This is a genomic window from Mesorhizobium sp. L-2-11 (assembly GCF_016756595.1).
Classification (GTDB): domain Bacteria; phylum Pseudomonadota; class Alphaproteobacteria; order Rhizobiales; family Rhizobiaceae; genus Mesorhizobium.
This window is the reverse complement of the sequence record NZ_AP023257.1, coordinates 3594087-3620503: the sequence shown is the minus strand read 5'-3', so window position 1 is coordinate 3620503 and position 26417 is coordinate 3594087. Positions and strand designations below refer to the sequence as shown.

Genomic DNA, 26417 nt, shown 5'->3' with positions numbered 1-26417 from the left:
CCACGAAGTGGGGGCGAGGTGGCTCGGCGAAGCCGAGACGGAGAGGGGGACTGCGCCCTACGAAAGCCCCCTCTCCGGCCGCTTCGCGGCCACCTCTCCCCCGCCTTTGGCGGCGGCGAGGAACCCAAGCCTTGAGAGGTCGAGCGACAGCGCCCCCCTCTCCTCAACCCCGCAAGGGGGGATCGGATCTCCAACATTGAACAGGATGGCGCGGCTAGCTGAGCTGCCCAATCTCCCTCCTTGTGGGGGAGATGTCCGGCAGGACAGAGGGGGGCGCTGTCCCTCCGGCATCAAAAGGTTGAATTTCCCGGCACGCGAACCCGCTTTTCCACCACCAGTTTTCACCGCCCCTGCTTTGCTCTACCAATACTGATGTCTCGGGCACGGCCCGGCGGGGAGGGTCAGAGATGCCGAGCTTCGACAGCCTGTTCAACGCGTTCGTCACCATTCTGGTGACCATCGACCCGCCTGGCCTGGCGCCGCTCTTCCTCGCCGTGACGCGCGGCATGAACCGCGAGGAGCGCAACCAGGTTTCCGTGCGCGCCTCGATCATTGGTTTCCTGGTGATGGCGCTGTTTGCAATCGCCGGCGCGTCGATCCTGTCGGTGTTCGGCATCACGCTGCCGGCGTTCCGCGTCGCCGGCGGGTTCCTGCTGTTCTTCATCGCCTTCGAAATGGTGTTCGAGCGCCGGCAGGACCGCAAGGAGAAGATCGGCGACGTCGCCATCACCAAGGACATGATCCACAACATCGCCGCCTTTCCGCTGGCGATCCCGCTGATCGCCGGTCCGGGCGCGATTTCAGCGACCGTCCTGCTGTCCGGCTCGTTTCCAGGTCTTGGCGCGCAGGCAGCCCTTGTCGGCATCATCGCGATCTGCCTTGTCATCACTTACCTGGTGTTCGTGCTGGCCGAGCGCATCGACCGGGTCCTCGGCCAGACCGGCCGCTCGATCCTGACCCGGCTGCTCGGTGTCATCCTGGCGGCGCTCGCCGTGCAGTTCGTCGCCGACGGCGTCAAGGCGTTGATGGCAGCATGAAAATGAAAGCGGCCTCGCGCTTTATTGCCGAGGCCGTCATTCGTCGTCCAGTTCGCGCGACGAACCGCCGCCACTGGGCGCCATCCTACTTCGCCGTCGTATCAATAACCTCGAAATCATGCGTGACGGTGGCGGTCTTGGCCATCATCGCCGTGGCCGAGCAGTATTTTTCGATCGACAGGTCGATCGCCCGTTTCACCTTGTCGCGCGAAAGGGCGCGGCCCTTGACGATGAAGCGCATATGGATGCGCGTGAACACCCGCGGCTCCTTCTCCGCCCGGTCGGCGTCGAGTTCGACCACGCAGTCTTCGACCGCCTCGCGGCCCTTTTCGAGGATGTGGACGACATCATAGGCCGAGCAGCCGCCAGTGCCGAGCAGCACCAGTTCCATCGGGCTCGGTCCCGGCGTCTTGCCATCCGGTCCGAACGCGGTCCCCAGAACCACCTTGTGGCCGCTGCCGGACTCGCCGACGAAAGTGCGCTCCTCGACCCATTTGACCCGTGCTTTCATCTGATACGTCCTTTCACTGCGCACTACTCAAACGCACAACGTCCCGAAAATCCAAGACAGATTTTCGGGACGCCAATGCGTGGCCTCAAGTAGCTGGCGTTGTCAGCTCGCGCAGAGCCGTTCGCTCCTCATCAATCAGAACGGAATTTCGTCGTCGAGTTCGCGCGACGAACCGCCGCCACCCTTGTTGCCGCCACCGCCGCCGCGATCGAAACTCTCGCCCGGGCCGGACTGGCCGAAATCGGAACCGCGGCTGCTGCCGCCACCGGCATAGCTGCCGACCTGACCGCCCTCGCCCTGCCCGCGTGAGTCGAGCATCTGGAGCTCGCCGCGGAATTTCTGCAGCACGATTTCGGTCGTGTAGCGGTCATTGCCGGTCTGGTCCTGCCACTTGCGCGTCTGCAGCTGGCCCTCGACATAAACTTTTGCACCCTTCTTCAAATACTGCTCGGCGACCTTGGCGAGCTGCTCGTTAAAGATCACGACATTGTGCCACTCGGTCTTTTCCTTGCGCTCGCCGGAAGTCTTGTCGCGCCAGCTTTCCGACGTGGCGACGCGGATGTTGACGACCGGCTCACCCGAATTCAAACGGCGGATTTCCGGGTCCGCCCCGAGATTGCCCACCAGAATGACCTTGTTGACGCTACCCGCCATGATACTTCTCCGCGCTCATACGAAACAAAATTTCTGTCGCTCACCTTATAGACTGCGGACAATCACCGCCTGCCGTGGCTGGCTTTTCCCACAAGGTTTTTGTTCTCTTTTCGTTCTAGGCTCATCAATCCGTATTGTCAAGGAATGTCAGCAATCGATGGGTTCCGCCGCACCGTTCCCTATGGGCGCGAAAAGACTGCTTGCTAAATCAATAAGTGTAGACTTATGCTTCTGCGATGATCGAAGCTGAGATTTTCCGAGCGCTTGCCGACCCGACGCGCCGCGCCGTCTACGAGCGGCTCACCGCCGGCGAGATGACGGTGTCGGAACTGCGCCGCGGCATGAGCGTGTCGCAACCGGCCGTCTCGCAGCATCTCGCGGTGCTGCGCGGCGCCGGCCTGGTGGCCGAGCGGCGAGCCGGCCGCAACGCCTATTATCGCGCCGATCCGCAAGGGCTTGATCCTCTGCTCGGCTGGATCGAGCGTTACCGTGCGTTCTGGCCCGAGCGTATCGAACGGCTCAAGGCGGTTTTGAAGGATATGGACCAATGACGGCAAAACAGCATTCAGACATGACGGCTGACTCGATCGAGTTCGAGTGCGAGCTTCCAGACCCGCCGGAAAAAGTGTGGCGGGCGCTGACGGTGCCGGACCTGCTCGCGGCCTGGATGATGCCGAACGACATCAAGCCGGAGGTCGGCAGCCGCTTTGCCTTTGCCAAGGCGGATGCACCGATCGAGTGCGAAATCCTCGACGCCGAGCCCGAACGCCTGCTGCGTTATTCCTGGCGGGAGCGGCCGGCGCCTGGCAATACAGCGAATCCGCTGGACAGTTTCGTCACCTTCACGCTCGACCGCACCATTTCAGGCGGCACGCATCTGCGCATCGTCCACGACGGATTTGCGCGGGTAGCTACGCCTGCGGTTGCCGGCGCCTGTTGCCGGCTTTCGCTCAACGCACACAACCCCAAACGGACCATAGCCGCAAACACGCCTCGCCTCTCCCTGCGCGCGGCCTGAGCGGCACAACGGAGAAGAGCGATGAGCGGTTTTGCCAACCTGGTGCCGATGGTGATCGAGCAGTCGAGCCGCGGCGAACGCGCCTTCGACATTTTTTCGCGGCTGCTGCGCGAGCGCATCGTCTTCATCAATGGCCCGATCGACGACAATGTGTCGGCGCTGGTCTGCGCCCAGCTTCTGTCGCTGGAATCCGACAATCCCGACAAGGAGGTTTCCCTCTACATCAACTCGCCGGGCGGTGTGGTGACCAGCGGTTTCGCCATCTACGACACGATGCAGTACATTTCTTGCCCCGTATCCACCGTCTGCATGGGCTTTGCCGCGTCGATGGCCTCGTTCCTGCTGATGGCGGGAACGCCGGGCCGGCGCATCGCACTGCCCAACACCAGCATCCTTCTGCACCAGCCGTCAGGCGGTTTCCAGGGCCAGGCCTCCGACGTCCAGCGCCACGCCGAAGGCATCCTGAAGACAAAGCGGCGGATGACCGAGCTTTACGCGCACCACTGTGGTCGCACGTTCGAAGAGGTCGAACGCACGCTCGACCGCGATCATTTCATGACCGCCGCGGAGGCAAAGACGTGGGGGCTTGTCGACCATGTTTTTGATACGCGCAAACAGGCGGCTTGAAAGGGATGCCGAACGCCATGAGCGATAACAGCCAAGTCGTTCGGCCAGGTTGATCGCCACCGGTCTGGCTTCGGCCAGAGTGCGGCGATACAGTCCGCCGATGTCCAGGATTTCACGCATTTGCTTGAACCGGCTGATTATCGGCATCGCCGTCGCGGCGATAACCTCCGGCACGGCGTTCGCCGAAGACAATTCAACGCCGCCGCACCAGGGCACGCTGCCCGGCGTGACCAGCGACTACCGCATCGCCAAACCGGCTCCCGAGCCCGACGATGCCGCGCCCAGCGGCAACGGCCAGTTCAAGATCGGCGATACCGACGTCAGGATTTCCGGCAGCGTAAACTTCGATGTCGGCGCCGGCGCGATCGAAGCCCCCCGGCGAAAGCGGCGATAGGGCCTTTATCGCTACCACAACTCGCTTGGGCCACTGAAAACGATAGCCCCGCCGCTGCTTCCGCAAACGGTCGGGGCTTTCCTGGATCTAAAATCCAATTGCCGGGAGCGCACTGCCGGCTCTTGATCTCGGATGCTTCGCGGCGTTCAGCCGACGATCCGACTAGTAGTCTCTGATTTTGGTGGGGATCGGCAGGTCACGGTTTGTCGGGCGGCGCAAACGCCTGGCCCTGGCACTTATGCCTGCCGCGGCTCCAACGACACGTGGAGCCTCAAGGGACTGTCCGGTGGAGTCATTCCTCTGCTCTCCTCTTCTGTCCATTGCGACTGGGTCGCCGAAGCGCATATCGCAAAAGCCTGCATATCGTGCAGGCACGCCTTAGGGCGGCGAGGCCATCGAAAGATAGTCGGCTTCGGTGACGTTTGGAGTCTGACTCCCCAAGGCTGAGACGTCAACAGCTGGATAGCCGATTTACCAAAAACGTGATCGCTTGTGTGGCGAATCCGAAATTTGCATCCGTTTTGAGCAGCGCGGCGTGGCACCGCTCCCCTTCTCCCCCTGCCTGTGGGAGAAGAGGGCCCTCGCGAAGCGAGGTCGGATGAGCACCACCGTCGCAAGCGGCCCGTGCTGGCGAAGCGCCGGACCGCGTTCGTGTTCGACACGCCCTATGGCCCGAAACGCCTCTCAATTTCGTCCAGGCGATCCCTGACGTCGTTGGCGTCGCTGACATTGCGTAGACCGGCCTGCAGTGCGTTCAGGATTTCGTTCTGCTGGGCAACGATCTCAGACCTGGCGCCCTTGATCTCGACCGCGTTCTGGTCGGCGAGATGCTCGAGTTCCCCGAGTCTGCTGCCGACGGCATCGAGCCGAACGGTGATGTCGGACCGAAGACCCGAAAGCTCCGACTGCAGCTTCAAGCCCTGCCGGGTGAGCTTCACCATCTCCGTGTCTATTCTATCGAACCTGTCTGTGACCGTGGCGAGCGATGCCAACATCCGCTTCTGCGAATCGATCAGGGCTTCGAGCGTCGGCAGCAGCCGCCCTTCCGTCCCGGTTCTCTCCTCGGCCATGTCGCCTGCCTCATTCGAGTTCGTTGTCAGGCGGAATATGGCTGCAGTGGCCGCATATGACAACTCTTAAGCCTTTCGCCATGCCGACGGGCCGCCCCGCGAAGCTTGTTTGATGAACGCTTTTGTCAGGAGCTTGTTCGACCTTTGTTCTTTCCGCTTGCTCGCCCGCGCGAAAGACGGTTAAAGGCTTTGGTCGAGAGTTCTCTCGAAACGGTGGCAAAATTACCTACATAGGGGATGGTCGGGACAACCCGCCATCCCAACGAGATTTCAGATCTGAGGCGGCGACCGGCGATGGCCGACCATAAATATCTTTCGATTCGCGGGGCGCGCGAACACAATCTGAAGAATGTCGATCTCGACCTGCCGCGTGACAGCCTGATCGTCATGACCGGCCTGTCGGGGTCCGGCAAGTCGTCGCTCGCCTTCGACACCATCTACGCCGAGGGCCAGCGCCGCTACGTCGAGAGTCTGTCGGCCTATGCGCGGCAGTTCCTCGAAATGATGCAAAAACCTGACGTCGACCAGATCGACGGCTTGTCGCCGGCCATCTCCATCGAGCAGAAGACCACGTCGAAGAACCCGCGCTCGACGGTCGGCACCGTCACCGAGATCTACGACTATATGCGGCTGCTGTTCGCGCGCGTCGGCATCCCCTATTCGCCGGCCACCGGCCTGCCGATCGAGAGCCAGACGGTATCGCAGATGGTCGACCGCGTGCTGGCGGTCGAGGAAGGCACGCGTCTGTTCATCCTGGCGCCGATGGTGCGCGGCCGCAAAGGCGAATACCGCAAGGAACTGCTAGAACTGCAGAAAAAGGGTTTTCAGCGCGTCAAGGTCGACGGCGTCTTTTACGAAATCGCCGACGTGCCGGCGCTGGACAAGAAGTACAAGCATGATCTCGACGTCGTCGTCGATCGCATCGTCGTGCGCGGCGATCTGGCGACGCGGCTTGCCGATTCCATCGAGACCGCGCTGAAGCTCGCCGACGGGCTGGCGGTGGCCGAATTCGCCGATCGGCCGCTCGACGCCAGCCAGACCGGCGAGGATTCGGTCAACAAGTCGAAGAACGAGACGCATGAGCGCATCCTGTTCTCGGAAAAGTTCGCTTGCCCGGTGTCCGGCTTCACCATTCCCGAGATCGAGCCGCGGCTATTCTCGTTCAACAACCCGTTCGGCGCCTGCCCGACCTGCGACGGCCTCGGCAGCCAGCGCGCCATCGACGCCAGCCTGATCGTGCCCGACGACAATCTGTCGCTGCGCGCCGGCGCCGTCAGCCCATGGGCGAAATCGACCTCACCCTATTACGTGCAGACGCTCGAGGCGCTGGGCAAGGCTTATGGCTTCAAGCTCGGCGACAAGTTCCGCGACCTGACCGCAGAGGCAAAGCAAGCCATCCTGCACGGCACCGGCGAGCGCGAGGTCACTTTCCAGTACGATGACGGGCTGCGCTCCTACAAGACGACAAAGACCTTCGAAGGCGTCATCCCCAATCTCGAGCGGCGCTGGAAGGAAACCGAATCCGCCTGGATGCGCGAGGAGATCGAGCGCTTCATGTCGGCCACGCCTTGCCCGGCATGCCGCGGCTACCGGCTGAAGCCGGAAGCGCTGGCGGTGAAAATCGCCGGCAAGCATATCGGCGAGGTCACCGAACTGTCGATCCGCAAGGCCGACCAATGGTTCACCGAGCTGCCCGCCACACTCAGCGACAAGCAGAACGAGATCGCCGTGCGCGTGCTCAAGGAAATCCGCGAGCGGCTGCGCTTCCTCAACGATGTCGGGCTCGACTATCTGACGCTGTCACGCAATTCCGGCACGTTGTCGGGCGGCGAGAGCCAGCGCATACGGCTGGCCTCGCAGATCGGATCCGGCCTCACCGGCGTGCTCTATGTGCTGGACGAGCCGTCGATCGGCCTGCACCAGCGCGACAATGCGCGCCTGCTCGACACGCTGAAGCATCTGCGCGACATCGGCAACACGGTGATCGTCGTCGAACATGACGAGGACGCCATCCTGCATGCCGATTATGTCGTCGATATCGGCCCTGCCGCCGGCATACACGGCGGCCACATCATCGCCCAGGGAACGCCGCAGCAGATCATGGCCAGCCCCGCCTCGATCACCGGCAAATATCTGTCCGGCGAGCTCGAAGTGGCGACGCCGGCGGTGCGGCGCGAGGCCAGGAAGAACCGGCGCCTGAAGATCGTCGGCGCGCGCGGCAACAATCTCAAGAACGTCACCGCCGAAATCCCGCTCGGCACCTTCACCGCCGTCACCGGCGTCTCCGGCGGTGGCAAGTCGACCTTCCTGATCGAAACCTTGTTCAAGGCGGCTTCGCGCCGCATCATGGGTTCGCGCGAGCACCCGGCCGATCACGACCGCATCGAGGGGCTCGAATTTCTCGACAAGGTCATCGATATCGACCAGTCGCCGATCGGACGGACGCCGCGTTCCAATCCCGCCACCTATACCGGCGCCTTCACGCCGATCCGCGACTGGTTCGCCGGCCTGCCGGAGTCCAAGGCGCGCGGCTATCAGCCGGGCCGCTTCTCATTCAACGTCAAGGGCGGTCGCTGCGAGGCCTGCCAGGGCGACGGCGTCATCAAGATCGAGATGCACTTTTTGCCCGACGTCTACGTCACCTGCGACGTCTGCCATGGCAAGCGCTATAACAGAGAGACGCTCGACGTCCTGTTCAAGGGCAAGTCGATTGCCGACGTGCTCGACATGACGGTCGAGGAAGGCGTCGATTTCTTCGCCGCGGTGCCGGGCGTGCGCGACAAGCTGGAGACACTGAAACAGGTCGGCCTCGGCTACATCCATGTCGGCCAGCAGGCGACGACTTTGTCGGGCGGCGAGGCGCAGCGCATCAAGCTCGCCAAGGAGCTGTCGCGCAAGGCAACCGGCAAGACGCTCTACATCCTCGACGAGCCGACCACCGGCCTGCATTTCCACGACGTCGCCAAGCTCTTGGAAGTGCTGCACGAGCTGGTCGACCAGGGCAACACGGTGGTCGTCATCGAGCACAATCTCGAGGTGATAAAAACCGCAGACTGGGTGCTCGACCTCGGCCCCGAGGGCGGCGACGGCGGCGGCGAGTTGGTGGCGTTAGGCACGCCGGAGGATATCGTCCGCGAAAAACGCAGCTACACCGGCCAGTTCCTCAGAGAACTTTTGGAGCGGCGGCCCGGAGGCAAGCGCGAAGCGGCGGAGTGAGTGAGGGCTGGCTGGCGTTTGAAAGAAACTTCAAATGAAGATCAGAAGAGCGCTTGCTGAGGATCTCGCCACAATCGTCCGGCTGACCGAGGCCGCCTATGCGCCCTACACCGCCTTGCTTGGCGCGCCGCCGATCCCGGTCACGGAGGACTATGCGCCGCGGATCGAACGCGGTGAGGTCTGGCTGCTGGAAAGCAGCGGCGAGCCGGCCGGGCTGATTGTCCTCGAGCGGCATCCAGACCACACGATGATCTTCTCCGTCGCCATCGGCCCTGCTTTCCAGGGCAACGGTTTCGGCATCGCACTGCTCAAATGGGCGGACGAACAGACACGCCTGTGGCATCTGCCCGAGGTGCGGCTTTACACCAACGCCAGGATGGAACGAAACATCGCGCTCTACAAAGCCTATGGCTTTCACGAAACGGGTCGTCGGCCCAATCCATACCGGCCAGGATGGACCATCGTCGACATGGCAAAGACGGTTGAGACGATAGCAATCGCCTGATTTTTTACAGACCGGGAGGACGACAGTGACGCAACCTGGAAAAATCCGCGCCGGCATGGGCGGCTGGACCTTCGAGCCATGGGACACGTCTTTCTACCCGGACAAATTGTCGAAGGCGAAGCAGCTGCACTACGCAACCCGGCAGGTGCCGAGCATCGAGGTCAACGGCACCTATTATTCGAGTTTTAAGGAGCCGACCTTCGTCAAATGGGCAAACGAGGCGCCGGACGGTTTTGTCTATTCGCTGAAAGGCAACCGCTTCGTCACCAACCGCCGCGTGCTCGGTGAGGCCGGCGAGTCGATGACGCGTTTCCTGGGATCGGGCGTCGCCGCGCTCGGCGACAAGCTCGGGCCGATCCTGTGGCAGTTCGCGCCAACCAAAAAATTCGACCCGGACGATTTCGAGGCTTTCCTCAAGCTGTTGCCTGAAAAGCAGGACGGCGTTGCGCTGCGCCATGCGGTCGAGGTGCGCAACGACAGCTTCGTCGTGCCGGAATTCGCCGCCCTGGCGCGCCAATACAAGGTGGCGATCGTCTATGCCGACCACGCCAAATATCCAGCAATAGCCGACGTCACCGGCGATTTCGTCTATGTTCGGTTGCAGACCGGCAGCGATGACAATCCCGACTGCTACACGCCAAAGGCGCTGGACGAATGGGCGGCGCGGGCAAAAACCTGGGCGCAGGGCAAGGCGCCGGCCGACCTGCCGCGCGCCGAACCCTCTACCGAAGCACCGGTCAAACCGCGTGATGTCTTCGTCTACTTCATCACCGAAGGCAAGGCCCGCGCGCCGTTCGGCGCCATGGCGCTGATGAAACGCGTGTCAGGCTGAATTTGGCAGCACAGCGCATCCACCCCTTCCGTCACGCCGCCACCACGACTTCGTTGAAGGCATCGAGATCGACGAAGAATACCTTGGTGAGTTCTGCGATCAGTTCGTCGTGGTCGTATCCTTGCGATTTCAGAATATCGATGGCGGTCATGATGTCGACGCGCTCGGTAAGCCGTCGTTTCTGGTGGTCCTCGAGGTAACGTTCCATCGGCTGCCCTGGCCCAAGTGCCCCAAAATGCGTTGAACAACGATCAGATCGCCGGACGGGCTGCTTGCACGAAACGTGCCGGCTGAGCCTGCGGCTGATCTGTCGACGAGACTGATACGGAAAGCGGCCGACTCAACAAGGCCAAGTAAAGCCTAGCACGCAATCTTCAGCGCGCCAGAGGCGTTCCGCGACTTCGTCATCCTTGGGCGCAGCGACGCGAAGCGGAGCGAAGACCCAAGGATCCATGCCGTAACCTCTGGGCGTCACCACGGTACAGAATCCAGGATAGTGTACGCTGGAAAACTGCTTCTGTTCTTTGACCCGCTGCAATCCTTTGACTGACGGCACGGCATGGGCGCCGCGTCGCTTTGCTCCTTGCTTCGCCCCAGGATGACGAAGGGAGGCAGCGAGGAGAACCGTCATTCTTCCCGCGCTAAACCGTCAGAAATTTCCGCACATCCGCCCGGTCGAGATCCTCGGCCGGGCCGGTGTGGACGATCAGGCCGCGGTCCATGATGTTGACCTCGTCGGCCAGTTCCCGGCAGAAATCAAGATACTGTTCTACCAGCAGCACGGCGATGCCTGCCTGGTCGCGCAGATAGCGGATGGCGCGGCCGATATCCTTGATGATCGACGGCTGGATGCCTTCGGTCGGCTCGTCGAGCACCAGCAGTTTCGGCCGCATCACCAGTGCCCTGCCAATGGCAAGCTGCTGCTGCTGGCCGCCGGAAAGGTCGCCGCCCCGGCGCGCGAGCATCTGCTTCAGCACCGGGAACAATTCGAAGACGTGGCCAGGAATGTTGCGGTCGGCGCGCTTCAATGGCGCAAAGCCCGATTCGAGGTTTTCCCGCACGGTGAGCAGCGGGAAGATCTCCCTGCCCTGCGGCACGAATGCGATGCCCGACCGGGCGCGATCATACGCCGCGCTCCGGTCGAGCGCCTTCCCCTCGAAGGCAACGCTTCCGCTCGTCAGCCGGTGGTGGCCGACGATCGATCTCATCAAACTGGTTTTGCCGACGCCGTTGCGGCCGAGCACGCAGGTGATCCTGCCGGCGCCGGCCTTCAGCGTGACGCCACGCAGCGCCTGGGCGGCGCCATAGTGCAGCGTGGCGTTGGAGACTTCGAGCATGGTCAGCGCCTTCTCCAGCGCCTGAAGAACGAAAGATCGAAATGATGGAACGGAACGCGCCACACCATGATCATCTCCCAAGATAGACTTCGACGACACGCTCGTCGGCCGAGACGAAATCGAGCGAGCCTTCGGACAGCACCGAGCCTTCGTGCAGGCAGGTGACCTTGACGCCGAGCTCGCGCACGAAATGCATGTCATGCTCGACGACGATGACCGAGTGGTCGCGCGCAATATCCCTAAGCAGCCGCGCGGTCTCCTCAGTCTCGGCGTCGGTCATGCCGGCGACCGGTTCGTCGACCAGAAGCAGCTTCGGATCCTGCGCCAAAAGCATGCCGATCTCGAGCCATTGCTTCTGGCCGTGGCTGAGATTGGCGGCGAGTTCGTCGCGCTTGTCACCGAGCCGGATGATGCCGAGGATGTCGTCGATCTGCCGCGCCTCCGCCGCCGATCGGCGATGGAACAGTGCCGGGAAGATCGAGCGTGGGCCGTTCAGCGCCAGCATCAGGTTGTCCTCGATCGTGTGGCTTTCGAAGACCGTCGGCTTCTGGAATTTCCTGCCGATGCCCATCATGGCGATCTCGGCCTCGTCATGTTTCGTCAGGTCGACCTGCCCGTCGAAGTAAACCTCGCCCGCGTCGGGACGGGTCTTGCCGGTGACGATGTCCATCATCGTGGTCTTGCCGGCGCCGTTCGGACCGATGATCGCCCGCATCTCGCCCTTGTCGAGCACCAGCGACAGATTGTTGATGGCGCGAAAGCCATCGAAGGAAACCGAGACCCCGTCGAGATAGAGGATGGTGTTGCTCTTCGACATCGCTCACTCCGCCGGCTGCGGTTCGGGGCCGGACGCGGACCAGTCGCCAGGCGTTCTCGCAGCCGAGCGAACGATCTTCGGCGGTGGCGGGACGTCGGGATCGGTGCCGGCTTCCTCGGCGATCGAGGCTGCACGGAGCGCCCTGGCGTTGCCGCGCCAGGAATCCCACATGCCGACAATGCCCTTGGGCAGGAACAGCGTGACGGCGACGAACAGCCCGCCCAGCGCAAACAGCCAGAACGCCGGCAGCACGCCGGTGAACCAGGATTTGCCGGCATTGACCACCAGCGCGCCGATGATCGGCCCGACGATGGTGCCGCGTCCGCCGACGGCCGCCCACACCACGACCTCGATCGAATTGGACGGCTCGAACTCGCCCGGATTGATGATGCCGACCTGCGGCACGTAGAGCGCGCCGGCAATGCCGGCCATGACAGCCGACACGGTGAAGGCGAACAGTTTGACGTTTTCGGCGCGCCAACCGAGAAAGCGCGTGCGGCTCTCGGCGTCGCGCACCGCCATCAGCAGCTTGCCGTATTTGGAACCGACGATCGCCCAGGTGACGAAGACGGCGAGCGCCAGCGTGACGGCGCTGGCCGCGAACAATGCCGAGCGTGTCGCATCGGCCTGCACGTTGTAGCCGAGAATATCCTTGAAGTCGGTCAGGCCGTTGTTGCCGCCGAAACCCATGTCGTTGCGGAAAAATGCAAGCAGCAGCGCGTAGGTCATCGCCTGGGTGATGATCGACAGGTAGACGCCGGTGACGCGGCTGCGGAAGGCGAACCAGCCGAAGACGAAGGCGAGCAGGCCGGGCACCGCAAGCACCATGATCGCGGCAAACCAGAACTGGTCGAAACCGTACCAGAACCATGGCAATTCCCCATAATTCAGGAACACCATAAAGTCCGGCAGCAGCGGATTGCCGTAGACGCCGCGCGAGCCGATCTGGCGCATCAGATACATGCCCATCGCATAGCCGCCGAGAGCGAAGAAGGCGCCGTGGCCGAGCGAAAGGATGCCGCAGTAGCCCCAGACGAGATCGAGCGCCAAGGCGAGCAGCGCATAGCAGAGGTATTTGCCGGTGAGCGCGACGACATAGGACGGCACGTAGAAGGAACTCGTCGGCGGGACCGCAAGATTGAGCAGCGGCACGATGATGGCGACCGCCAGAAGGATGAAGATCGTGATGGCGATGCGGCGGTCGGCGCCGGCGGCGAAGAAGCGTCCGGTGATCATGCTTCCACCGACCTGCCCTTCAGCGCGAACAGGCCGCGCGGGCGTTTCTGGATGAACAGGATGATGAGGACCAGCACGACGATCTTGCCGAGGACCGCCCCGGCATAGGGTTCGAGGAACTTGTTGACGATGCCGAGCGAGAAGGCGCCGACCAGCGTGCCCCAGAGATTGCCGACGCCGCCGAAGACGACGACCATGAAGCTGTCGATGATGTAGCCGCGGCCAAGATTGGGCGAGACATTGTCGATCTGGCTGAGCGCGACACCGGCGATGCCGGCAATGCCAGAACCCAAGGCAAAGGTCAGCGCGTCGACCCACGGCGTCCTGATGCCCATCGAAGCGGCCATGCGGCGATTGGCGGTGACGGCGCGCATCTGCAGACCCCAGGGGGTGCGCTTCATCACATAGAGCAGCACCGCGAACACGCCGAGCGCGAATACCAGTATCCAGAGCCGGTTCCAGGTCACCGCAAGTTGGCCGATATAGAACGAACCCGACATCCACGACGGATTGCCGACCTCCTGGTTGGTCGGCCCGAAGATGGTGCGCACGGCCTGCTGCAGGATCAGCGAGACGCCCCATGTCGCCAGCAGCGTCTCCAGCGGCCGGCCGTAGAGAAAGCGGATCACGCCCCGCTCGATGACCAGGCCGACGAGCGCCGCGACCGAGAAGGCGAGCGGCAGCGCGATAACCAGCGACCAGTCGAACAGACCGGGAAAGGAGGTTCGGATCACCTCCTGCACGACAAAGGTCGTGTAGGCGCCGAGCATCACCATTTCGCCATGCGCCATGTTGATGACGCCCATGACGCCAAAGGTGATGGCGAGGCCGATCGCCGCCAGCAGCAGCACCGATCCGAGCGAAATGCCGTACCAGATGTTCTGGCCGGCATCCCACAGCGCCAGCGTCGAATTGATGTTGGCGATCGCCGCCGTCGCCGCGTCCTTGACCGCGCCTTCGGAATTGGCCTCGATGGCGGTGAGCAGGGACAGAGCATTGCGATCGCCGCGCCCGCCGATCAGCGCGATGGCCGCCAGTTTGTCGGTCTCCGGCCTGTCCGACACCAGAACCGATGCTGCGCGGGCCTGTTCGAGCAGCGCTTTGACGCTTGCCACGGTCTCGCTGGCGATTGCGGCATCAAGCGGCTCGATGTTTGTCGCGTCTGGCGTTTTGAACATGGTGTCGGCGGCGGCAACGCGCGCGGCCGGATTTTTTGCGCCAAGCGTCAGCGTGCCCAGCGCATCGCGGATGGCGCGGCGCAGCGTGTTGTTGACCTTGATCTTGGTGATCTCGCTTTTGGCCGCGTCGCCGGATTTCTCACCGCTCAGCGGATCGAGCAGCTCAACGCTGCCGCCAGCTGCCTTGCCGATGAAAACCAGCGAATCGGCCTTGCGGACGTAAAGATCGCCCTCGGCAAGCGCGCCAAGCGGACGTTCGACGGCAGTATCACCGGTGGCGGCGAGTTCGCGCACGACAGCTTCGGTGGCCGAGAAATTCGCGGCAGTGGCAAATTTGGCGATGATGGCGCGCAGATCCGCTTCGGCAGCGTTCGACGGCGACAGCATCCCTAGGAGGAGCAGCAGCGTCAGGCCGATCGCGCGGGTGAGGATCATCGATTTCTGGCGACTCTTTAAAGGTTGAAACTTCGCGTCCGGGCGGACTGGAGGAGAGACGAGCTCGCCCGGACGCGTCGCGGTCCCGGTCGTGGAGAAATCCACGACCGTCAGGCCCGGGAGGATCAGTTGGTTCCCTTGCCGCCGCACTTGCCGGTTGCGACATTGAAGTTGCCGCAGGACAGAGGCGCGCGCCAGTCGGAGATCAGGTCCTTCGAATCGGCCAGATAGTCGGACCACTCGTCGCCCATCACTAGGCCAGGCGTCTGCGAGACGGCCTCGAACTGGCCGTCGGCCTGGATTTCGCCGATCAGCACCGGCTTGGTGATGTGATGGTTCGGCATCATGGTCGAATAGCCACCGGTCAGGTTCGGCACCGAGACGCCGATCACCGCGTCGATGACCTTGTCAGGATCGGTGGTGCCGGCCTTCTCGACCGCCTTCACCCACATGTTGAAGCCGACATAATGGGCTTCCATCGGGTCGTTGGTGGTGCGCTTGTCGCTCTTGATGAACTTGTGCCAGTCGGCGATGAACTTGGCGTTCTCGGGCGTATCGACGCTCTGGAAATAGTTCCAGGCGGCGAGATGGCCGACGAGCGGCGCGGTGTCGAGACCGGCAAGCTCTTCCTCGCCGACCGAGAAGGCCATGACCGGGATGTCCTCGGCCATGATGCCCTGGTTGCCAAGCTCCTTGTAGAACGGCACGTTGGCGTCGCCATTGACCGTCGAGACGACGGCGGTCTTCTTGCCGGCGGAGCCGAACTTCTTGATCGCCGCGACCTCGGTCTGCCAATCGGAGAAGCCGAACGGCGTGTAGTTGACCATGATGTCTTCGGCAGCGACGCCCTTGGCTTTCAGATAGGCTTCGAGGATCTTGTTGGTGGTGCGCGGATAGACGTAGTCGGTGCCTTCGAGCACCCAGCGCTTCACCGAACCGCCGTCCTCGCTCATCAGATAGTCGACGGCCGGAATAGCCTGCTGGTTCGGCGCCGCACCGGTGTAGAACACGTTGCGCTCGCTCTCCTCGCCCTCATACTGGACGGGATAGAACAGGATGCTGTCGAGCTCGCTGAACACCGGCAGCACCGATTTGCGCGACACCGAGGTCCAGCAACCGAACACCGCCGCGACCTTGTCCTTGGAGATCAGCTCGCGCGCCTTTTCGGCGAACAGCGGCCAGTTCGAAGCCGGATCGACGACGACCGCTTCGAGTTTCTTGCCGAGCAGGCCGCCCTTTGCATTCTGCTCGTCGATGAGCATCAGCATGGCGTCCTTCAGCGTCGTCTCCGAAATTGCCATCGTCCCGGACAGCGAGTGGAGAATACCCACCTTGATCGTGTCGTCAGCCGCCCTGGCCGGGACGCTCATCAGCAGGCCGGCCGTGACCGCGCCTGCCGAAAACATTTTTGTTATTGTCGAGAAACTGCCCCGCATATTTCAAAACTCCCTGACTGGTTGATCGCATCGCAAACAGACCATGCAACGGCTATGCCAACCGCAGGAGCAAAATTGAGTGGGCCTGGATTTCCTAGCCCTATCAGCCGGTTAATATATTAGCCGCCAAAGATAAGCGCCGCCGCCAGTGCTCTGCTTGAGAAAAAATTCTCCGCCCTCGCCTAATTTTTGGTCACTCGCGAATTAATGCATGAATTTTGAGCAAGGCCGCTTCAAAGGCGGCGAACCGTTGCAGCGCTGCAGGAAAATGGGGCAAGATCGAACTTCAAAAGAGCGACCGCATGACCTCCAGGATTTCTCGTATTTTCAGCACCATGCTTCTGGTTGCGGCAACCGGCAGCGCCCGCGCCGACTTCACCGACGGCAAATTGCCGGACGGCACCTATCACTGCGAAGTCTATCTGCTTGGCATGTTTCTCAGCCTTGGCGACATCACCATCAAGGGCAATGTCTATAGCGGCCCGGTGAGCTTCGGAACCGCTGGGCAGGGCTACAACTATCAGATGAATGCAAATGGCGAGATCACCTGGTTGGGCCCGCTGGGCGGCTACACGACCGGCGGCAACTCGATCTCGCTTACGCAAGCCACCCTGGATGGTCAAACGAGCCCGTCCTTCGACATCATCATGAAGCAGCCTGACGGCGCCTTCACCGCCTCGACCTGCACGAAGCGTTGAACAGCCGACAAGAAGAGGCGCGAAACCTTGTGAGGTTCCGCGCCAGCAGCGGTCGGGAGGGTATGGCTAAATGCTTTTGGCCGACATTTGTCCGGCAATGTACTCGGCCTGACGGACCGCCAGCGACACGATCGTCAATGTCGGATTTTCAGCGCCGCCGGTGGTGAACTGGCTGCCATCCGACACGAACAGGTTCTTGATGTCGTGCGCCTGGCCATGCTTGTTGACGACGCCGTCGGCCGCCTTCTCGCTCATCCGGTTGGTGCCGAGATTGTGGGTCGACGGATAGGGTGGCGTCGGCAAGGTCCGCGTCGCCCCGACCGCCTCGTAGAGCGCCGAGCCCTGTTTGTAGGCGTGGTTGCGCATCGCCGTGTCGTTGGCATGGTCGTCGAAATGGACGTTCGCCACCGGCATGCCGTGCTCGTCCTTGATATCGGCATGCAGCGTGATGCGGTTTTCCTCGCGCGGCATGTCCTCGCCGACGATCCACATGCCGGCCATGTGGTCGTAGTGGTCGAGCGCCGTGGTGAAGGAACGCCCCCAGCCGCCGGGATTGAGGAAGGCGGCCATGAACGGCAGGCCGATCGACAGCGTCTCGAGTTCGTAGCCGCCGACGAAGCCGCGCGAGGGATCGTTGCGGGCCTCATCGCGGATGATACCGGCCATGGTGGTGCCGCGATACATATGCACCGGCTTGTCAAAGATGGCGTAGACCGAGCCGGTGGTGTGGCGCATGTAGTTCTTGCCGACCTGCCCCGACGAATTGGCAAGGCCGTCGGGAAACTGGCTCGATGCCGAATTGAGCAGCAGCCGTGGGCTCTCGATCGAATTTCCGGCGAGGGCGACGATGCGGGCCTTCTGTTCTCTCAGTCTGCCGCCCTTGTCGGCATAGACGACGCCGGTTACCTTGCCTGACGCATCGTGGTTGATCTTGATGGCCATGGCATTCGGCCTGACCTCGAGATGGCCGGTCGCCTCGCCCTTGGGAATTTCGCTGTAGAGCGTCGACCATTTGGCGCCCCATTTGCAACCCTGGAAGCAGAAGCCGGTCTGCTGGCAGGCGTTGCGGTCGTCGCGCGGCTCGGAATTGATTGCCATCCGGCCGGTGTGGCACTCCTTGTATCCGAGCTTGTCGGCGCCGGCCTTCATCACCTTGAAGTTGTTGTTGCCGGGAAGGCCCGGGATGTTGTTGGTGAGCGTCACGCCCAGTTTGTCTTCGGCCTTTGCGTAGTAGGGCTCCAGCTCGGCAAGCGTGATCGGCCAGTCGAGCAGGTTCGCGCCTTCCTGTTTTCCGTAGGTCGAAAGCGTTTTGAATTCGTGCTCCTGGAAGCGCAGCGAGGCGCCGGCCCAGTGCGTGGTCGAGCCGCCGACCGCCTTGACGATCCATGCCGGCAGGTTGGGGAAATCCTTCGCCACCCGCCAGTCGCCCGAGGTCGTGCGCTTGTCCGTCCAGGCGAGTTGGGCGAATGAATCCCACTCGTCATTGATGAAATCCTCGTATTCGTGACGGGCGCCCGCCTCCAGGATGACGACATCGATGCCCTTCTGCGCAAGTTCATTGCCGAGCGTGCCGCCGCCGGCGCCCGAGCCGATGATGACGACCACGCCGTCGTTCTTGAGATCAAATGGTGCTGCCAAGGTTTCCTCCCATGATGTCTGTTGTGTGCGGTTGCGACGATGGGGCTCAGAGCCACTCGATGTCGTCGAATCCGCGCGCCATGTAGCCGCCCTTGGAGTAGGATTCGCCCTCGTAGCCGAAGATCGGCCAGACCTCCTTCTGGTTGTAGAGGCCGACGACAAGCCCGCCGCGGACGGCCTGGAAGAACGGCGTGTCCTCGATCTCTTTCAGCACCGCAACGCGCTGCTCCTCCCAGCCGAGACCGGTGTAGCCGTCCTTGCCCGATTTCAGGTCGAGATCGGCGATGCCCTTTTCGATAAGGTCCTTGTGGGCAGGGTCCTTGCCGGCCTGCTCATCGTGCGCCTTGACGGCGATTGCGTAATATTTGTCAGGCACTTGATCGTGCGGGTAGATGTCACGCGCCATCTGGATCAGGGTCGCCATGGTTTCGGGCTTGAGCGCGGATGTTTCGAGACCCCAGGCATGTTCCGGGCTGATGACGGCACTGCCTGAAATCACCAGCAACGCGCCGACACCGCCGCGCTTCAGAAGCTCGCGGCGCGATAGAACTGGCTTCGTTTCATGGACCGTCTTGCTCTCATAAATTGTGACCAACTGTTCCTCCCTTGCTTGCTATCTGCACCCGAAGGTGCCCTGGCTGGCGCCGCGCTGGCCGGCGCGGCCGTAGTATCTCCTATTGGAACCGGCCCTGACGCTGCAGAACCTCGACCTTGTAGCCATCGGGATCCTCGATGAAGAAGAAGCGTGCGAGCAGTGCTCCGTCGCGGTTGAGCTCGACGATCTTCTTGGGGTTCAGGCCAAGCGCGCCGAGCCGGTCATGTTCGCTGTCCAGATCGGCGACCGAAACCGCGAGGTGGCCGTAGCCGTCGCCAAGCGCATAAGGCTCCTGGCGACCCTTGTTGACGGTGAGCTCGACCTCGAGCTCCGCCTCGGCATTGCTCAGATAAACGAGCGTAAAGGTTTCGAAATCGAGCCGTTCGGCGACGTCCAGTCCAAACGCTTTCCGGTAGAAGTCGACGGACCGGGCCTCGTCGAGAACCCGGATCATGGTGTGGATCGGCTTCGCCAAATGACACTCCGTGCGGTAGGCGCGATGTGCGCGTCGGCGTATTATGCGCGGGTTGCGGCAAACGTGGTGGCAGCCGATTACCACGCGCTAATCTAACGACGGGTGCGAAACCGCTAAGGACGAAAGTCCGATTGCTGTTTTCCGCATTCCAGCTGAAGATCTTTGGCCAGCTGAAAACCGAAGGGAACGGGAGGTAACGATGTGCAGGGTTTTTGCCGGGCAGGACCCGGAGGGCTACCGGCAGATCAACCGGTCGATCCGTATCGACGGGCATTCGACCAGCATTCAGCTCGAGGCGACGTTCTGGGCATTGCTCGACGAGATCGCCGACAGCCAGGGCCTGACGACGCCGAAATTCATCTCGAAGCTTTATGACGAGGCCATCGAGATCAATGGCCAGATTCCGAACTTCGCCTCGATGCTGCGCACGACCTGTGCTCTCTATCTGCGTGGCCATCGGCCCGGCATCGAAGAACACACGGCGCCGAAGCGGCAAGCAGCTTAAGTTTCGATCGCGACATCGAGCGCCAGCCGGGTCATATCGGTGAAGAGCGCCTGGCGTTCGGAATAATCGGTCTGCTCGCCGGTCACCACATTGTCGACGACAGTCAGGACCGACAAGGCCCTGGCGCCGAAATGCGCGGCGATGCGATAGAGCGCGCTGGTTTCCATATCGACGGCCAGCGCGCCCTGTGCCTGCGCTTCGGCAAAGCGGTCGCGCCCCTTGGGATGATAGAATATGTCGCTGCAGATGGTCAGCCCGGCCTGATGTTCGATGCCGATTTCGGCAGCCCGGGCCAGGGCTTGGGAAACCAGCTGCGGATCGGGTCCGGCATCAGCACCATAGAGCCCAAAAACCTGGCCGCTCTCGGCACTTTCACCCCGCACCTCTTCCGAGATCACCAAACTGCGCAGTTTGACCGCGGCACTCAGGGCACCACAGGTCCCGGTGCGGATCAGTGTCCTCACGCCATGGAAGTCAAGCAATTCATGCGCGTAGATCAGGAATGACGAGACGCCGATGCCGGTGGACTGGATGCTGACGGGCTCGCCGCGAAACAGGCCGGTAAAACCGAGGGCCTGCCTTCGACGGTTGACGCAGCGTGGCGCCTCGAGAAAGGTTTCCGCCATCCATTCGGCACGCTGCGGATCGCCCGGCAACAGCACTGTTGCCGCATAATCACCCTTGCCTGCCTCGTTGTGCGGCGTCACGGCATGCTCCCCCAAAACCCGCCGTCTGTTTGGCCCCATAATCATGGCAGTCTCACGCCATTTCGCAAGTGCGAATTAGTGAGCCCTAAGATTCCAGCACGTCCTTGACGATTGTGGCCAGTTGCTTGAGCGAAAACGGCTTCGGCAGGAAGCCGAAATGCGCGTCTGCCGGCAGGTTCTTGGCGAACGCGTCCTCCGCGTAGCCGGAAACAAAGACGAATTTGATGTCCGGCTGCCGCTTGCGCAATTCGCCAAGCAGCGTCGGCCCATCCATTTCCGGCATCACCACATCGGAAACGACAATGTCGACCTTGCCGCCGAGCGCCTCGAATATTTCCAGCGCCTCGACGCCCGAGGACGCTTCGTGGACGGTGTAGCCGCGCGACGTCAGCGCCCGCATGCCGCCCATGCGCACGGCATCCTCGTCCTCGACGAGCAGCACCGTGGCCGAACCCGACAGGTCCTTGGCTGCGTCGACGATCTTTACCGGTGCAGCCGGCGCCTCGCCGGGCTCGCCTGCCGTTCTCGCCTCTGCAATGTAGCGCGGCAGGAAGATGCGGAACACCGATCCTTTGCCGACCTCGGAATCGCAGAAGATGAAGCCGCCTGTCTGCTTGATGATGCCATAGACCATCGACAGGCCGAGGCCGGTGCCCTTGCCGACTTCCTTGGTGGTGAAGAAGGGTTCGAAAATCTTCTTGAGCACTTCGGGGGCGATGCCGCTGCCGGTGTCTTCGACTTCGACCACCACATAATCGGCCGGCGCAAGTTCGCGGTAGGGAAGGCTCTTGCTCTCCTCAGTGGTGACGTTGCGGGTCCGCACGGTGAGTTCGCCGCCGTTCGGCATCGCATCGCGCGCATTGACCGCCAGATTGACCACCACCTGCTCGAACTGCCCGATGTCGACCTTCACCGGCCACAGATCGCGGCCATGATCGACCTTCAGCTTGATGTCGTTGCCGACCAGACGGGCCAGCAGCATCCGCAGATCGGCAAGCACGTCGGTCAGGTTGAGCACTTCCGGCCGCAGCGTCTGCTTGCGCGAGAAGGCGAGAAGCTGCCGCACCAGCGAGGCCGCCCGGTTGGCGTTCTGCTTGATGTTCATGATGTCGGGGAAGGACGGGTCCGACGGGCGGTGGTTGGTCAACAAGAGGTCCGAGGCCATGATGATGGCGGTCAGCACATTGTTGAAGTCGTGTGCGATGCCGCCGGCAAGCTGGCCGACCGCCTGCATCTTCTGGCTTTGCGCCATCTGGCCCTCGAGCGCCTTCTGCTCGGTGGTCTCGACGGCGTAGACGATGGCCGATTCTTCGGCGCCCTCGCCGGTGCCGTCGGCAACCGCGTTGACGTAGAAGCGCATGTGCCGTTCTTCATTGCCGGGCAGCAGCGTATCTATCGGTTCGATATCGGCCTGCCGTTGTCGCGCTTTTTCGAACGCCGCGGCAAAAGCGGGACGGTCGCGCTCATGGATCACCGTGTCCAGCCGCACGCGCCGATCGACCGCGTCCCCGTCGACGACGGAGGAAAACAGCGACAGGAAAGGCGCGTTGGTGCGCAGGATGCGCCCGCGGTTGTCGACAGCCGCTATTGCCATCGGCGTCGAATTGAAGAAACGAGTGAAGCGGATCTCGGAGGCGCGCAGATCGGCGGAAGCGTCCTCGCCTTGCGTCCGGTTGAGCACGATGGTGCGCGTCGGACCGTTGGCGCCCTCGCGGCTGGCCGAAACCCGATGCATGAAACGCACGGGCAGCGCCTCGCCCTTCACTGTCGTCAAATCGAGATCGATGACCGCATTGCGGGTGGTGCCGGGATCGGCCTTGACCGAGCGGACCAGCGCCATGCCGTCGCCGGCGACGATCTCCGAAAGCGTGACGGCACCAGGCGTGAAGCTCGTCAGGTCGATGCCCAGCCACTCCGCAAGCGTGGCGTTGATGTAGGTGACGCGGCCTTCCTGGTCGGCCGAGAAGAAGCCGGCAGGCGCATGGTCGAGATGGTCGATAGCCTCCTGCAGATCAAGGAAGAACCGCTCCTGCTCGGCCCGTTCCTTCGAGACGTCGGCGAGTTGCCAGGCGAGCAAGGGCAGCCGCTGGCCGGGAACGCTGAAGGCGCGGGCTCGGACACGGTACCAGCGCGCGCCCGGCTCAGCGCCGGGTCGAATGGATTGGGCAAGCCGAAACTCACCGTCGCCGGGCTGGCCGTCGCGCAGGCCGGAGGCGAGCCGGTATATGGTCACCGAGGCCTCGGGAACATCGGACAGCAACCCTTCGACCGTCTTTAGATCCGCCGCAGAAGCCGCGCCCGTCATCTCGGCATAAGCCCGATTGGCGTAGACGACACGACCCTTGGTGTCGGTGACCAGAAGGCCTTGCGACATTGAATCGACGAAGGCTTTCGACAGCTCGTCACTCGTCGATCGCGGTGTGATCTGCACGAAGCCGATGGCGGTGGCGAACAGGAAGCCGACACCAATCATTGCCAGCACGCCAAGCATGCCAAGCAGGAATGGATCGCCGAGACGTTCGCGGAAAAGGCCGAAAACGATCGCCGCTCCTGTCAGGACAACGATGAAGACGATGAGCCGGGTGACCGCGCCCGGTCGCGTATTCTGGTCGACGATCGGTACCGGATAGAAATCGCCGCGCGCTTCCTTGGCCATGTGCCCCCTGTTCGTGAATTCCGGTACTTGCCGTGCCCGGTTGAATCACATTCTCAGGGTCCGGAAAAGGCCTTGGCGGCAACTGTCCGCTAAAAATGACACCCGTTCGGCGCCGGGTGCGGTGAATCCGAAATTCGCATCATCCTGGTCCGACGCGGAGCGAATTTCGGATTCATTCACCAGCAGCTTGCTGAAAAATCCAGAGTTGTGGATTGAAGTGGGAGCGCTCACGCCCGCAATTCGCAGAAACCTGAAATCCACCACATGGGCGCTTCAAGCTGTTCACGAAGCGCGAAACGTAACTTGCAGTCGCGTGCCGCAACAGTCTAGTGTCGCGTCTTCTCGAAAGCTGATTTGGGTGCTCCAATGCTGCAGTGGCTGGATAGCGTGGCGGGTCCTGGTTATGCCGCGGCAATCCTGTGGACCTTTGTCGCACTCGTCCTTGTGGTCATCGTTCTCCTCATCATCAAGCTGGTCCGGAATCTCACCTTTGGAACATTCGTTGCCGGCGGCAGGAACCGCAAGACGCGGCTGGCGGTGATGGACGCCACCGCTGTCGACAGTCACCGCCGATTGGTGCTGGTGCGCCGCGACGATATCGAGCATCTGCTGCTGATCGGCGGCCCGACCGACGTCGTCGTCGAACGTGACATCAGGCTGTCGGCGCTGCGCCGCCCTGCACTGACCGGAGATGGCGGCGGCCATCAGCCGGCACCGCCGCCGCGCGCGCCGCAACCGGCTCCCGCGCCAGTGCGGCAAGCACCGTCTCCGCCGCCGGCAAGCACGGGCCCGACGCCTGTCCGGCCGCATCAGCCCGCACCGGCGCCGGCGCCGAGGCCAGCAGCGCAAAGCCCCCAATCGGCGACCATCACGCCGCTGCCCGCCTACACCAATGCCGTTCGGTACGCGCCATCGCCGGCCAGACAGGATTCCCCGGCAAGACAGGATTCCCCGGCAAAGCCGAATTCTCCGGTAAAGCAGGATTCCCCGGCAAAAGAGGATTCCATTGACGATACGCTGATGAGGGAGCTCGAGGTCTCGTTTGATGACCCGCACCCCGCCAAGCCGGAGAGCAAGCCGGCAGCGAAAGCGCCATCATCTCTCGATGACGAGATGACGAAGCTTCTCGGCGAGTTGTCCAGCCAGAAAAGATAACCGGCCAACAGCTAAAGCGCGTCGTGCGACGCGCTTTAAGTTCTTGTTTGTCGTCCGTGAAAAACTCGGAATGCTTTGATTCCGTTTAACAATTTCCCCTGATTTCGGTTTTCAGATTGCCGAATTTCGTGGCTTTGGGCTGCGGTTTCCGGCAAATTGGATGCGCTTGTTCTGCGTGATTCGAGACGATGACGAAGCAGCGAGGGAAGCGAGCGATGCGACCGAAGGAACGGCGCGAGAGCGGCCAGACGGACCTGTTGCGATCCCGGCTCGACCACATTCTCAATATGGATCATGCGCTGGTGAAGCTGGCCAAGACGATCGACTGGCGTTTCCTCGAAGAACGGCTGGGCGAGGTCTATGACGACGATCCTGGCCGGCCGCCTTTGCCGACCCGGCTGATGGCGGGATTGGCCATCCTCAAGTCGATGCACAACCTGTCCGACGAAAGCCTGTGCGAACGCTGGCTGGAGAACCCCTACTACCAGCTGTTCTGCGGCGAGGAGTTCTTCCAGCACCGCTTGCCCTTCGACCGCACGTCATTGACGCGCTGGCGCCTGCGCATGGGCGAAGAACGGCTCACGGCTCTGCTCCAGGAGAGCCTTGCGGCGGCGACCAGGTTGGGGGCGGCCAAGCCGTCGGACTTCCGCGCGGTAATCGTCGACACTACCGTGCAGGAAAAGGCCATCACCTTCCCGACCGACGCCAAGCTGATGCATCGCGCCCGCGAGCGGCTGGTCAAGCTGGCCAGGAAGCATGGCATTGCCCTGCGCCAGTCCTATGCGCGGGTCGGCAAGATCGCGCTGATCAAGCATCAGCGCTATGCCCATGCCAAGCAATTCAAGCGGGCCAACCGGCAACTCAAGCGCCTGCGCACCATGCTGGGAGCGGTGATCCGCGACATCGTCCGCAAGCTCGCCATGCGGCCAGAGCTGATGCAGGTCTTTGCCCTGCCGCTGTCGCTGGCCCGGCGCGTCAGGGACCAGCGCCAGCGCGAGCGGGGCAAGAAGGTGTATTCCCTGCACGCTCCGGAGATCGAGTGCATTGGCAAGGGCAAGGCCCACAAGCCCTACGAGTTCGGCGTCAAGGTCTCCGTCGCCACCCCGCTGCAGCGCAGCCGCGGCGGCCAGTTCGTCGCCCATGTCAAGGCGCTGCCCGGCAATCCGTATGACGGCCACACGCTGGCGACCATCATCCCGGCGATCGAGGACACCATCGGCGTCAGCCTCGGCAAGATCGTCACCGATGCCGGCTACCGCGGCCACAACGCGCCGAAGGACAAGATGTTCAAGGTCCATGTCGCCGGCTACAAGCGCGGCCTCACCCAGGCCGTCAAACGGGCGCTGCGACGCCGGGCCGCCGTAGAACCCGTCATCGGCCATCTCAAGAACGACCACCGCATGGGCCGCAACTTCCTGGCCTTCTCCGAGGGCGATGCCAACAACGCTGTCCTTGCAGCCGTCGGCTATAACTTCAGCCTCCTGCTCAACTGGCTGAGGCTTTTGTGTGCCTTCTTCCTGGTACTGCTCACGTCCGCTGCAGTGCCACCAATCCGGCCGCGATCAGCCTGACGCCATATCAGCTCTGATATGGCGGGTGGGAATGCTCCCGCTTCGCCTCCGATCCCGAAATCAACCTTCTTCACAGACGACTTGTTTTATGCATGTCGTTATCGCAAAACCGCT

Annotated in this window: 26 protein-coding genes; 12 read left to right on the top strand and 14 right to left on the bottom strand. The window is 62.4% G+C overall.

Annotation, left to right across the window (positions count from 1 at the left end; translation table 11 throughout):
- The first annotated feature begins 407 nt into the window (after positions 1-407).
- Complete coding sequence (locus tag JG739_RS17260) at positions 408-1037, top strand: MarC family protein (protein ID WP_202362647.1); 630 nt, start codon at positions 408-410, stop codon at positions 1035-1037.
- An 85-nt stretch (positions 1038-1122) separates the two neighbouring features.
- On the opposite strand, the gene JG739_RS17255 is transcribed toward JG739_RS17260, so the two are convergent.
- Positions 1123-1548 carry an OsmC family protein gene (locus JG739_RS17255; protein ID WP_202362646.1) on the bottom strand — a complete coding sequence of 142 codons (426 nt, stop codon included), beginning with the start codon at positions 1546-1548 and terminating at the stop codon, positions 1123-1125.
- A gap of 135 nt (positions 1549-1683) precedes the next feature.
- Positions 1684-2202 (bottom strand): single-stranded DNA-binding protein, encoded by a 519-nt coding sequence (locus JG739_RS17250; RefSeq protein ID WP_202362645.1) that lies wholly within the window; start codon positions 2200-2202, stop codon positions 1684-1686.
- Positions 2203-2438: 236 nt separating this feature from the next.
- Here JG739_RS17250 and JG739_RS17245 point away from each other — a divergent pair, with 236 nt between their 5' ends.
- From JG739_RS17245 to JG739_RS17230, 4 genes are all read left to right on the top strand, one after another.
- Positions 2439-2753 carry an ArsR/SmtB family transcription factor gene (locus tag JG739_RS17245; RefSeq protein WP_202362644.1) on the top strand — a complete coding sequence of 105 codons (315 nt, stop codon included), beginning with the start codon at positions 2439-2441 and terminating at the stop codon, positions 2751-2753.
- Positions 2750-3220: an SRPBCC family protein gene (locus JG739_RS17240; protein WP_202362643.1), complete on the top strand. Its 471-nt coding sequence runs from the start codon at positions 2750-2752 to the stop codon at positions 3218-3220. Before JG739_RS17245 ends, JG739_RS17240 begins: the two co-directional genes overlap by 4 nt.
- Positions 3221-3241: 21 nt before the next feature.
- A complete protein-coding gene (locus JG739_RS17235; protein ID WP_202362642.1) occupies positions 3242-3847 on the top strand; it encodes an ATP-dependent Clp protease proteolytic subunit in 606 nt (201 codons plus the stop codon).
- A 100-nt stretch (positions 3848-3947) separates the two neighbouring features.
- Positions 3948-4241: a hypothetical protein gene (locus JG739_RS17230; RefSeq protein ID WP_370464224.1), complete on the top strand. Its 294-nt coding sequence runs from the start codon at positions 3948-3950 to the stop codon at positions 4239-4241.
- A 665-nt stretch (positions 4242-4906) separates the two neighbouring features.
- Here JG739_RS17230 and JG739_RS17225 read toward each other — a convergent pair.
- On the bottom strand, positions 4907-5311 hold the full coding sequence (locus tag JG739_RS17225) for a hypothetical protein (protein ID WP_202362641.1): 405 nt from the start codon (positions 5309-5311) through the stop codon (positions 4907-4909).
- Positions 5312-5605: 294 nt separating this feature from the next.
- On the opposite strand from JG739_RS17225, the gene uvrA reads away from it, so the two are divergent.
- The 3 genes from uvrA to JG739_RS17210 are packed head-to-tail and all read left to right on the top strand — an operon-like array spanning position 5606 to position 9864.
- Positions 5606-8527 (top strand): excinuclease ABC subunit UvrA, encoded by a 2922-nt coding sequence (uvrA, locus tag JG739_RS17220; RefSeq protein WP_202362640.1) that lies wholly within the window; start codon positions 5606-5608, stop codon positions 8525-8527.
- A 34-nt stretch (positions 8528-8561) separates the two neighbouring features.
- Complete coding sequence (locus tag JG739_RS17215; protein ID WP_202362639.1) at positions 8562-9032, top strand: GNAT family N-acetyltransferase; 471 nt, start codon at positions 8562-8564, stop codon at positions 9030-9032.
- Between the two features lie 25 nt (positions 9033-9057).
- The gene (locus JG739_RS17210; protein WP_202362638.1) at positions 9058-9864 is read left to right on the top strand and encodes a DUF72 domain-containing protein; all 807 of its coding nucleotides are present in this window, start codon (positions 9058-9060) and stop codon (positions 9862-9864) included.
- Between the two features lie 31 nt (positions 9865-9895).
- Here JG739_RS17210 and JG739_RS17205 read toward each other — a convergent pair whose 3' ends face one another.
- The 6 genes from JG739_RS17205 to urtA form a co-directional block, all read right to left on the bottom strand.
- On the bottom strand, positions 9896-10072 hold the full coding sequence (locus tag JG739_RS17205; RefSeq protein ID WP_202362637.1) for a hypothetical protein: 177 nt from the start codon (positions 10070-10072) through the stop codon (positions 9896-9898).
- A 433-nt stretch (positions 10073-10505) separates the two neighbouring features.
- Positions 10506-11201 carry an urea ABC transporter ATP-binding subunit UrtE gene (urtE, locus tag JG739_RS17200; protein WP_202367505.1) on the bottom strand — a complete coding sequence of 232 codons (696 nt, stop codon included), beginning with the start codon at positions 11199-11201 and terminating at the stop codon, positions 10506-10508.
- A gap of 70 nt (positions 11202-11271) precedes the next feature.
- Positions 11272-12018: an urea ABC transporter ATP-binding protein UrtD gene (urtD, locus tag JG739_RS17195; protein WP_202362636.1), complete on the bottom strand. Its 747-nt coding sequence runs from the start codon at positions 12016-12018 to the stop codon at positions 11272-11274.
- A gap of 3 nt (positions 12019-12021) precedes the next feature.
- A complete protein-coding gene (urtC, locus tag JG739_RS17190; RefSeq protein ID WP_202362635.1) occupies positions 12022-13254 on the bottom strand; it encodes an urea ABC transporter permease subunit UrtC in 1233 nt (410 codons plus the stop codon).
- Positions 13251-14867 carry an urea ABC transporter permease subunit UrtB gene (gene urtB / locus JG739_RS17185; protein ID WP_202362634.1) on the bottom strand — a complete coding sequence of 539 codons (1617 nt, stop codon included), beginning with the start codon at positions 14865-14867 and terminating at the stop codon, positions 13251-13253. The genes urtC and urtB overlap by 4 nt, the downstream gene beginning before the upstream one ends.
- Before the next feature lie 125 nt (positions 14868-14992).
- Positions 14993-16303 carry an urea ABC transporter substrate-binding protein gene (gene urtA, locus JG739_RS17180; protein ID WP_202362633.1) on the bottom strand — a complete coding sequence of 437 codons (1311 nt, stop codon included), beginning with the start codon at positions 16301-16303 and terminating at the stop codon, positions 14993-14995.
- 302 nt (positions 16304-16605) lie between these two features.
- Between urtA and JG739_RS17175 the strand changes: the two genes are divergently transcribed.
- Entirely contained in the window at positions 16606-17001 is a 396-nt protein-coding gene (locus JG739_RS17175) for a hypothetical protein (protein WP_202362632.1), read from the top strand.
- A 66-nt stretch (positions 17002-17067) separates the two neighbouring features.
- On the opposite strand, the gene JG739_RS17170 is transcribed toward JG739_RS17175, so the two are convergent.
- The 3 genes from JG739_RS17170 to JG739_RS17160 form a co-directional block, all read right to left on the bottom strand.
- Positions 17068-18639, bottom strand: a complete 1572-nt coding sequence (locus JG739_RS17170) for a GMC family oxidoreductase (protein WP_202362631.1) — start codon at positions 18637-18639, stop codon at positions 17068-17070.
- Between the two features lie 46 nt (positions 18640-18685).
- Positions 18686-19234 carry a gluconate 2-dehydrogenase subunit 3 family protein gene (locus JG739_RS17165; protein ID WP_202362630.1) on the bottom strand — a complete coding sequence of 183 codons (549 nt, stop codon included), beginning with the start codon at positions 19232-19234 and terminating at the stop codon, positions 18686-18688.
- Between the two features lie 79 nt (positions 19235-19313).
- Entirely contained in the window at positions 19314-19709 is a 396-nt protein-coding gene (locus tag JG739_RS17160) for a VOC family protein (RefSeq protein ID WP_202362629.1), read from the bottom strand.
- 199 nt (positions 19710-19908) lie between these two features.
- Between JG739_RS17160 and JG739_RS17155 the strand changes: the two genes are divergently transcribed.
- Complete coding sequence (locus JG739_RS17155; protein WP_077384009.1) at positions 19909-20214, top strand: ribbon-helix-helix domain-containing protein; 306 nt, start codon at positions 19909-19911, stop codon at positions 20212-20214.
- On the opposite strand, the gene JG739_RS17150 is transcribed toward JG739_RS17155, so the two are convergent.
- Both JG739_RS17150 and cckA read right to left on the bottom strand, forming a co-directional pair.
- Complete coding sequence (locus JG739_RS17150) at positions 20211-20921, bottom strand: purine-nucleoside phosphorylase (RefSeq protein ID WP_202362628.1); 711 nt, start codon at positions 20919-20921, stop codon at positions 20211-20213. The genes JG739_RS17155 and JG739_RS17150 overlap by 4 nt on opposite strands.
- An 85-nt stretch (positions 20922-21006) precedes the next feature.
- Entirely contained in the window at positions 21007-23577 is a 2571-nt protein-coding gene (cckA, locus tag JG739_RS17145) for a cell cycle histidine kinase CckA (RefSeq protein WP_202362627.1), read from the bottom strand.
- A 366-nt stretch (positions 23578-23943) separates the two neighbouring features.
- Here cckA and JG739_RS17140 point away from each other — a divergent pair, with 366 nt between their 5' ends.
- The gene (locus JG739_RS17140) at positions 23944-24732 is read left to right on the top strand and encodes a flagellar biosynthetic protein FliO (protein WP_202362626.1); all 789 of its coding nucleotides are present in this window, start codon (positions 23944-23946) and stop codon (positions 24730-24732) included.
- A 215-nt stretch (positions 24733-24947) separates the two neighbouring features.
- Positions 24948-26303: an IS5 family transposase gene (locus JG739_RS17135; RefSeq protein WP_199202942.1), complete on the top strand. Its 1356-nt coding sequence runs from the start codon at positions 24948-24950 to the stop codon at positions 26301-26303.
- The last annotated feature ends 114 nt before the right edge of the window (positions 26304-26417 follow it).